The following is an 8498-nucleotide window of genomic DNA, read 5'->3' on the forward strand; positions in this document are numbered from 1 at the left end:
GTTTGGCCGCATTTTCCCTTCTCACCATATTTAAAAATTTGACCAATGAAACAACACAATTTCCAAATTTGTTCATATAATAAATACTACTACACAATTTTACGACCTTTCATTCAACAACTTAGAAAGGAGATCGTTCCCATGAGTAGATTTTATCGATTTCGTCTTCCTCCTTGGTGTCGTCATTTTCTTTTAGTGTTGGAACAGATTATGTTGCCACTTGTTATTTTCCAAGCAATTCGAACTCTTTTTCTCCCAACGACTTTTGATGTCATTTTGCTTTCTATATTGATTTTAACATTAGTTGCCTTTTACTTGGAGTGGATATGAAAAGGGCTGGCCCTATGAATTTCGGGGTCAGCCCTTTTTGCTGTGTTAGAGAAGATGCTGTCATAGTTTTCTTCGTAAACACTGCTTCGCTATTTTTACTAATAATTGTTTTCAGTTTCTCCATTATTTTCGCTACCAACAAAGCTATCACTGCTTTCACTGCTTTCACCGCCACCCCCGTTATCTTCCGCAAATAAAGCCTCGTTCTTTTCCTGTTGAATGCCTTCATTTATTTGTGTGACTAATGTGTGGGCGGCTTGCATTTGCCAGATTGATCGTTGCAGTTTAACAACAATAGTTTTCTCTGAGATGGATGGGTCTGTTTGGTATTGATGAATGATTCTGTGAATGTTATCTGTTTGAGTTAAATAGTAAAATAATAATAATCTTTCATCGTCTGTAAGTTGGTGGTTTTGGCTGTATTCCTTATACCATCCTACGGCTTCAGCCACTTTTTGCGGATAGCGATATAGCGCCTTTCTAAAGAAATCAAGCAGATCGTATATGGGAGATGCCCTAAATGTTCGGTCAAAGTTGAAAAGATAGCTGTACCCTCTTTCATCGTAGAGTAAATGGTTAGGAGATAAATTGCCATGACAAATAGATATGCGGTCTTTGTTTTTCTCTTTTGTTGCTTCATACCAGTCCACTAAGGTATTTAATACAAAATCCTCCATTCGCATTAATTGAACAAAATGCGTGCAATACAATAATTCAAAAGGAGACATATATATTTTCTGCTCACTTTTTTCAATAAATCGTTCATAATCAAGTTTGCGCTTATCGATATTTGCAATAGATTTTTCATAAAAATGCTGAAAATAAGAGTGATTTGCTTTCCCTGTTACCTCGGTAACTTTATGGATTCGAGCTGCTTCCCTCATTAAATCCACAAACCGTTGATCCGCTCGTACTTGCCCATTATCAATCCATGGCATTAGATAAAATTCGCAGCCACTGCTATTATCACTTTGTAAATGCCTGCCATCGGAACTTAAATAAATTGGAACAACATGGCGGTAGCCCTTGTCATGCAAACGATTAACGGCTTGCATAAATCGATTTCGCTGCTCTTCCGAGTATCTGACTTCTTTTAATGCAAAAATTCCTTGTTTTGTGTATACTTTTTTGATCTTCCCATAATCCTCGATAAAATCAGGTTCCAACCTATACTTTGTTAATATTCTAAAATATGGTTCAAGTGTTTGTTGTTTCAATAAAAATCACCTCACGGAACTCCATGATGATTAGAAAAACAAGTGCTTAACGAAGCACAAAGCCTATTTCATAAAGTAAAAATAAGGGCTCCCATATGGAAGCCCATTATTTTTCAACTCCAGCATAGGCAGGGATATAGAGAATTTGCCCTTCTTTTACAATTTCATCATCCAACCCGTTCAAGCGGATTATTTGAGTTGTAGAAATATCATAGGTTTTAGCAATTGTTCCTAATGTCTCGCCATTTTGGACAATGCGGAGCCTTAATTTTGAAAAATCCTCTTCACCATCGGAAGAAAGCATTTTTGTTAAATATAAGGCATTTTCTGTTCTCATTGAACGTTGTGGCTTTACTGTTTCATTTTCAACTGCCTCTGCAACATTTTCTCTTGCTCCGGAAGTATTATAGGTTGCTTGCGGTGTTCCATATAGGCTTTTTGGATTCCAGCCTTGTTCTTGTTGCTCCGAACGACCTTTCATACCAATTTGCGGAGACCTCTTTGCTACAATATTCACTGGGATAGCTGTTTCTTCAACGGCAGCTTCAGCAACTGCATCTGCATCCACAACATCTTCCGTGTTTGCTTCGGCCACAATTGGTCGCTCTGCTAACTCAAATTCATCCACTTGATCAACATCCACGACTTCGCTCTGATTTGGCACTCCTTTGGAAACAAGCGTTAAATTAACCTCTGCTCTTTCTGCGGCTGGCGGTACCTCTGTTGCCTCAGCAGCATTTTCTAAATCAGCAGCCTCATTTTCAGCCTCTTGTTTTCGAACTTCTGTAGTAAACGATGGAAAAGTATCCTCTTCTTCTTTTTCGCTTTCTACCTGTGACTTTTTAAAAGTATCAAATACACTTTGTCTAAAGGCACTTCCGAGTCCGTCATTGGTTGTTACAGCTTCGATTAAAGAGGGCGGCTGAGGAATTTCCAGCTGTACATTCAAAGAAGCCTGGCGAGCCTCTATCGCCTCCTCGTCATCATCAACCGATTGATCTGCTTGAACCTCTTGATCCGGTTGAATACCTAACTCTCCCCGTATATCCTGCGCCACTGGAATTTCACTAAATCTCGAAATTTCCTGTACACCTTCACGAACCTCTTGTGGTTCATAAACACTCTGTTGCTCTTGTTCTCTCTCATTTGCAATCCCACTAATGCACAGGTCCGCCTTTAGCTCAAGCCTGCCGGTTTCGGGAATTTCGTAATCAAAGGATTCCACAAGTACATATACTTCCTCAAGGCTACGGATACGATTAGTCGGGATCGTAATATCAATTGGGAAGCGGTGCTTCATAGCGAGATTTCCATCACCATTTTCGCTAACTTCGTCGACAGTTCTGTAGATGGCGGAATCCCGAAGTGAATTAATTTCATCCTCACCATCACGAGTTTGTGCACGATATTCTCCAGAAAGTACTAATGCACCACGTATGGATATATATTTGTCATGTTCTTGTACAGAAATTTCAGGTTCTAACGATATACCAATTAAATCAGATACTTCCTGTCCTTTTTTAAACCATACAGATTCTTCTACTGAAAATCGTATAGAAGATGTTTGATTAAATGTCAATGAACGTCCTCCCCCTTCTATATTTAGAGGTTATTCAAAAAGCAAAATACAACTTCACCTTTCGAATCCAATTTTTACTATGACATTACAGATTTATGTAGGGACAGGCATTTTTATGCCATATTTTTAATGCGCAAAAATAGAATCATCCTCAAAATACCTAAAACCTATACGAAATGTCACATTAAATCCAATAAATAAAAAAAGCACAAGAGATCATAAATAAAATCCCTTGTGCAAAACCCAAAAGTAACCAAATTCCTAAAATTAAATTACTCCACATTCATTTTAGCTTTTTGATATTCCTCAACAAACTTTCTTGCCGCTGCTGCAATTTCTTCTTCTGTATCATAATTGTATAGTGCTCCGCCTACGCCTACACATACTGCACCGCTTTTTACATAGTCACCGATATTATTCAAATTAATACCACCAGTAGGCATTAGCGGAATATGTCCTAGAGGTCCTTTTACATTTTTCAGATAAGAAGGACCTAAATTATCTGCTGGGAAAACTTTCACTAAATCTGCCCCGGCTTCATAGGCAGTCAATATTTCCGTTGGTGTCATCGCACCTACCCCAATAAAACAGCCATAGCGCTTGGCAACGTCGATCGCACTTTTTGAAACAACTGGGGTTACGATAAAGTCAACACCTGCATTAATAGCTTCCTTCGCAGTCTCACCATCCAAAACGGTACCGGCACCAATAAGTATTTCACCATTAAAGTGCTCCTTAACCGTTTGGATTGCCTCGAGACCACCATTATCCTCAACTGTAATTTCAACAGCTGTTATCCCCGCAGACTTCAATCCGGAAACAATAGATACAACCTTCTCTGGTGTCATCTTACGCATGACTACGACAACGCCAGATTCCATTAAACGTTGAAAAATTCGATATTTTTCCATTCAAAAAATTCCTTTCATCACTATTCAAGGACGATTAACGCTTTATTGGTATTGAAACTTTTAGCTTCAAAATATGAAACTGCATCATCAAAATTAATCTTATGAGTAATATAAGACGCTGCGTTTACTTTTCCATCTTTAACAGACTGAATAACATATTCAAAATCTTCTTTAGTCGCATTTCTGCTTCCCATTAAAGTTAGTTCCTTCGCATGAAAGTCTGGGTCGTTGAAAGTGATTGTATCTTTCACAAGCCCTACATAAACGACCTTCCCACCATGGCATACATAATCAAATGCATTCGTCATCGAAAATTTATTTCCAGTTGCATCCATAACTACAGTTGGAAGCCAGCCGGCATTCACAGCTTTTAATTCTTCAACAGCCGCATCAGATGCTTTGACTGCAAAATCACAACCTGCCCATTCTTTGCAGGCCTGTAAACGTTCTTCATTAATGTCCATAATGATTGTTTTCGCGCCTTGAAGCTTGGCAAATCTTGCTGCCCCCATCCCAATCGGTCCTGCACCAACAATCAATACTGTTTCACCTTCACGAATATCAGCTCTTCTTACTGCATGGGCACCGATACATAACGGTTCAATTACCGCCGCTTCTTCTAGAGATAATTCGTTTACTTTAAAAACATGGCTTTCCGGAAGGACTAAATGTTCAGTCATTCCTCCATCTATATGAACGCCAAGAACCTTCATATTAGTACAGCAATTTGTTTTACCATTTTTACAAGAGATACATTCTCCACAATGCATATAAGGAATAACAGAGATTAGATCACCTGCTTCAACTTTTGTTACATGGGCACCAACACGTTCAACAACGGCTGATAATTCATGACCAAGAACTCTTGGATAGGCAAAAAATGGCTGGTTTCCGCCATAAGCATGAATATCTGTACCACAAATTCCTATTCTTTTTACCGCTACTAATACTTCATTATCAGCAATGACTGAAGGTCTTTCTTGTTCAATCATTTTCATTTCTCCAGGCTGTTGACATACGATCGTTTTCAACTTTTACATCTCCCGTTAGTAAAATAAGAAACTGGAGGGACTGTACAAAATTTGGAACAGCAGAACCGCCCCCCTGTTTCACTTATTGTTCAATGAATTCTAAAGTTTTTTTCATTCCTAATTCTTGAAGCATCATAATATGTTTCGCAATAAATATTGAAAGCCCCTCTGCTTCTGATAACGTCTTTTCACCCAGCAAGTCATTAACAACAAGTTCTTTTACCAATTTAGTTGTACACTCCGTCGTTCCATCATATTTCTCCCAAAATTCACGGAATTTCGAAATAACGTCATGGCTGTCCCTAATTTCATACAATCCATTAGGACCATGTCCAAAAAACTTGTTTGCTTCCTTATCGTCTTCGACTACCTTATAAAAAGAAGTTAAAGCTGCCAGGCTGAAAGCCAGTCTTTTCGGATATGCCCCCTCTGCTTCTTTAAAAGCCAGTAAGCTTGGCATAACCCTTGTTCGATATTTTGAATATCCATTTAAACTAATATCCAACAATCGATGATGCAGAAACGGATTCAAGAAACGGTCAATGATATCATGAATATATTGACTAGAGCTTTCCTTTTCCTTCGGCTGTAATGTTGAACTTATTTCTTCCATCATCGCATGAATTATGAAATTACCGAGTAAATCATCTTTAATCCCCTCTCTTACCGTTTCAACCCCATACAAAATTCCGCAGGAGGCAAGGAGCGTGTGAGGTGCATTTAACAATTTTACCTTTAATTCACGGTACGAAGTGATATCATCGAAATAAACATTTAATCCAGCTTTTTTAAAAGGAAGCTTTTCTTGTAGTTCAGTTGGTCCATCAATAACAAACAAATGATAGGGTTCTGCAACTGTCATTAATTCGTCCTGATAGCCAAGACGATCCGCTAATTGTTGCTCTTCGCCATGCGGAAAACCTGTTACGATCCTGTCCACAAGTGTATTGCAAAACGAACACTCATTTTCAACCCATGTCCAAAATGACTCCGGAAGTCCCCAATTCAATGTAAGCTTTTTGCAAAGCTCCTTTAAAACAACCCCATTATTCTCTACTAATTCGCAAGGAATAATCATCCAGCCACGGCCCTTTTCACCGTTAAAAATTGTATAACGGTGGAATAGCAGTGACACAAGTTTGCCTGGAAATGATAGAGGGGAAGCAGCTTCGTCAAAACTCTCATCAACATATTGCAGCCCTGCTTCTGTTGTATTAGAAAATACAAATTCAATGTCAGGAGATTCCGCTACCTTTAGAGCCTCTTCCCAATCTGAATAAGGGTTGATGCCTCTACTTATGGAATCAATTACATCAATCTTTTCGACAGTAGTCCCTTGGTAAATCCCTCTTTGGATAAGGGTATACAAGCAGTCTTGGCGATTCAGCTTCGGTACAACCTTCCCTCTAGGGGTTGGCTGAAGAGCAACAACACGGCCTTGAAACTCCCCAACCTTATTCATTTCGAAAAACATCCAATCAATGAATCCTCTTAAAAAGTTTCCTTCCCCAATTTGCAACACACGTTCAGGATAAGAGGATGATGGAAGTCCGTTAGCAAAACCAGTTTCTAATAGAGTTTTTTTATTTAATAATGACGAAGTATTAGACATTTACTCATCTCCTACATGGTTACGCCATCTTTAAAAATGGCTATTTCTTTGTAACCATAAAGTTCATTGTTAGTCTGTTTTCTTCCAGAAGCTACGTCAATAATATACTGGAAAAATTGTTCTGATAATTCTTCCATAGTAGTGCCTTCTACTAACTGACCGGCGTTGAAATCTATCCATCTTTTTTTCTTTTCTGCAAGTGCTGTATTCGTTGCGACTTTGACAGTTGGTGTTGGGCCTCCAAATGGAGTACCTCTTCCTGTTGTAAATAAGACGATTTGGCAGCCGGATGCTGCTAAGCCAGTTACTGATACTAAATCATTTCCTGGACCTTGAAGAAGACTTAAGCCCTTTTCAGTTACACGGCCTCCGTATTCAAGGATATCATTAACGGGGGAAAATCCACCCTTTTGAACACAGCCTAACGACTTTTCCTCTAATGTTGTAATACCGCCAGCTTTGTTTCCTGGAGAAGGATTTTCATAAACTGGCTGGTCATATTTGATAAAATACTTTTTGAAATTATTAATTAAATCTACAATTCTCGCAAATGTTTCTTCATCCTTGGCGCGGTCCATTAAAATTGTTTCCGCACCAAACATCTCCGGTACTTCTGTTAATACCGTGCTTCCTCCATAAGAGATCAACTTATCAGAGAATACGCCAAGCAGTGGATTGGCTGTAATACCGGAAAGTCCGTCAGAACCTCCGCATTTTAACCCAATCTTCAGGGAAGAAACCGGAACCGCTTCTCGTTTGATTCGACCAGCGTACTCTGCGAGCTCCTCAAGGATTGCAAGACCTTCTTCAAACTCATCCTCAACCTGCTGCACAGTAAGGAATTTTACGCGATCAGGGTTATATTCACCGATCACATTTTTAAATAAATCAATGTAATTATTTTCACAGCCTAGCCCTAACACGAGGACTCCCCCTGCATTTGGATGATGAATTAGATTTGCTAATATTTTTTGGGTATAAACTAAATCATCACCTAATTGCGAGCAGCCATATGGGTGAGCAAAATGACTAAAGCCATCGATATTGTCTACCTTTATTGAACGCTCCGCCATTTTCACAAGGTTTTCGGCCACCTTGTTAATGCAGCCTACAGTATTAATAACCCAAATTTCATTACGCACACCAACATCGCCATTTTCACGAGGATAGCCCATAAACGTAGGGCTTACTTTATCATTGGTTGCGCTTAGTTGATTATTTGTAGGATTAAAGGTATATTCAAGTTCACCCTTTAAATTTGTTTTTACGTTATGCGTATGAACAAATTCACCAGGATCAATATCTGCCTCGGCATGGCCAATCGGAAATCCGTACTTAACAATATTGGAACCCTTTTTAATAGGTTTGCATGCTACCTTATGACCTCTTCCTATATCTTCCATGAGAGTAACCTTGTGACCGTTGATGATTAACTCGTCACCTTTTTTCATATCAGCCAAACAGATCCAGACATTATCATCAGGATGAATTTGAGTGACATTTAGGACTGCATTATTCATTAGAAAAGACTCCCCCTGTTACTAGAATAGTAGATTTGGCAAGAACATAGAGATACTTGGAACGAACGCCATTAATAACGCTGCAATAATTAGTATTACTAAGAACGGCCAGCTTTCTTTTACGAATTCCTCTACCTTCGTACCGGTAACGGCACAAGTTACGAACATGATTGTCCCTAGCGGTGGTGTCATTGTACCTATACTTAAACAGATAATGAAGAAGATTCCGAAATGGACGGGATCAATCCCATATTGCATCAACATTGGCATAAATAATGGCGTTAAGATAATAATAGAA

8 protein-coding genes are annotated in these 8498 nt (G+C 38.9%); 1 reads left to right on the top strand and 7 read right to left on the bottom strand.

All coding sequences use genetic code 11. The annotated features are described in order from the left end of the window. The first annotated feature begins 141 nt into the window (after positions 1-141). On the top strand, positions 142-330 hold the full coding sequence (locus BAZO_RS21755; protein ID WP_081585692.1) for a hypothetical protein: 189 nt from the start codon (positions 142-144) through the stop codon (positions 328-330). Between the two features lie 98 nt (positions 331-428). Here the strand turns inward: BAZO_RS21755 and ysxE are convergent, their stop codons facing one another. The 7 genes from ysxE to BAZO_RS11305 form a co-directional block, all read right to left on the bottom strand. Further along, entirely contained in the window at positions 429-1547 is a 1119-nt protein-coding gene (ysxE, locus tag BAZO_RS11275; RefSeq protein WP_003331644.1) for a spore coat protein YsxE, read from the bottom strand. Positions 1548-1653: 106 nt separating this feature from the next. After that, positions 1654-3126 carry a LysM peptidoglycan-binding domain-containing protein gene (locus BAZO_RS21200; protein WP_003331645.1) on the bottom strand — a complete coding sequence of 491 codons (1473 nt, stop codon included), beginning with the start codon at positions 3124-3126 and terminating at the stop codon, positions 1654-1656. 272 nt (positions 3127-3398) lie between these two features. Beyond that, on the bottom strand, positions 3399-4037 hold the full coding sequence (locus tag BAZO_RS11285) for a bifunctional 4-hydroxy-2-oxoglutarate aldolase/2-dehydro-3-deoxy-phosphogluconate aldolase (RefSeq protein WP_003331647.1): 639 nt from the start codon (positions 4035-4037) through the stop codon (positions 3399-3401). Positions 4038-4057: 20 nt separating this feature from the next. Further along, a complete protein-coding gene (locus BAZO_RS11290; protein ID WP_003331648.1) occupies positions 4058-5068 on the bottom strand; it encodes a zinc-binding alcohol dehydrogenase family protein in 1011 nt (336 codons plus the stop codon). An 82-nt stretch (positions 5069-5150) separates the two neighbouring features. Further along, positions 5151-6680, bottom strand: a complete 1530-nt coding sequence (locus BAZO_RS11295; RefSeq protein ID WP_003331649.1) for a tagaturonate reductase — start codon at positions 6678-6680, stop codon at positions 5151-5153. Between the two features lie 11 nt (positions 6681-6691). Then, complete coding sequence (locus tag BAZO_RS11300; protein ID WP_003331650.1) at positions 6692-8200, bottom strand: UxaA family hydrolase; 1509 nt, start codon at positions 8198-8200, stop codon at positions 6692-6694. 21 nt (positions 8201-8221) lie between these two features. After that, a partial coding sequence (locus tag BAZO_RS11305; RefSeq protein WP_003331651.1) for a TRAP transporter large permease subunit occupies positions 8222-8498 on the bottom strand: 277 nt, incomplete at its 5' end.

This window comes from Schinkia azotoformans LMG 9581 (assembly GCF_000307855.1).
In the GTDB taxonomy this organism is placed as follows: Bacteria; Bacillota; Bacilli; order Bacillales; family Bacillaceae_J; genus Schinkia; species Schinkia azotoformans.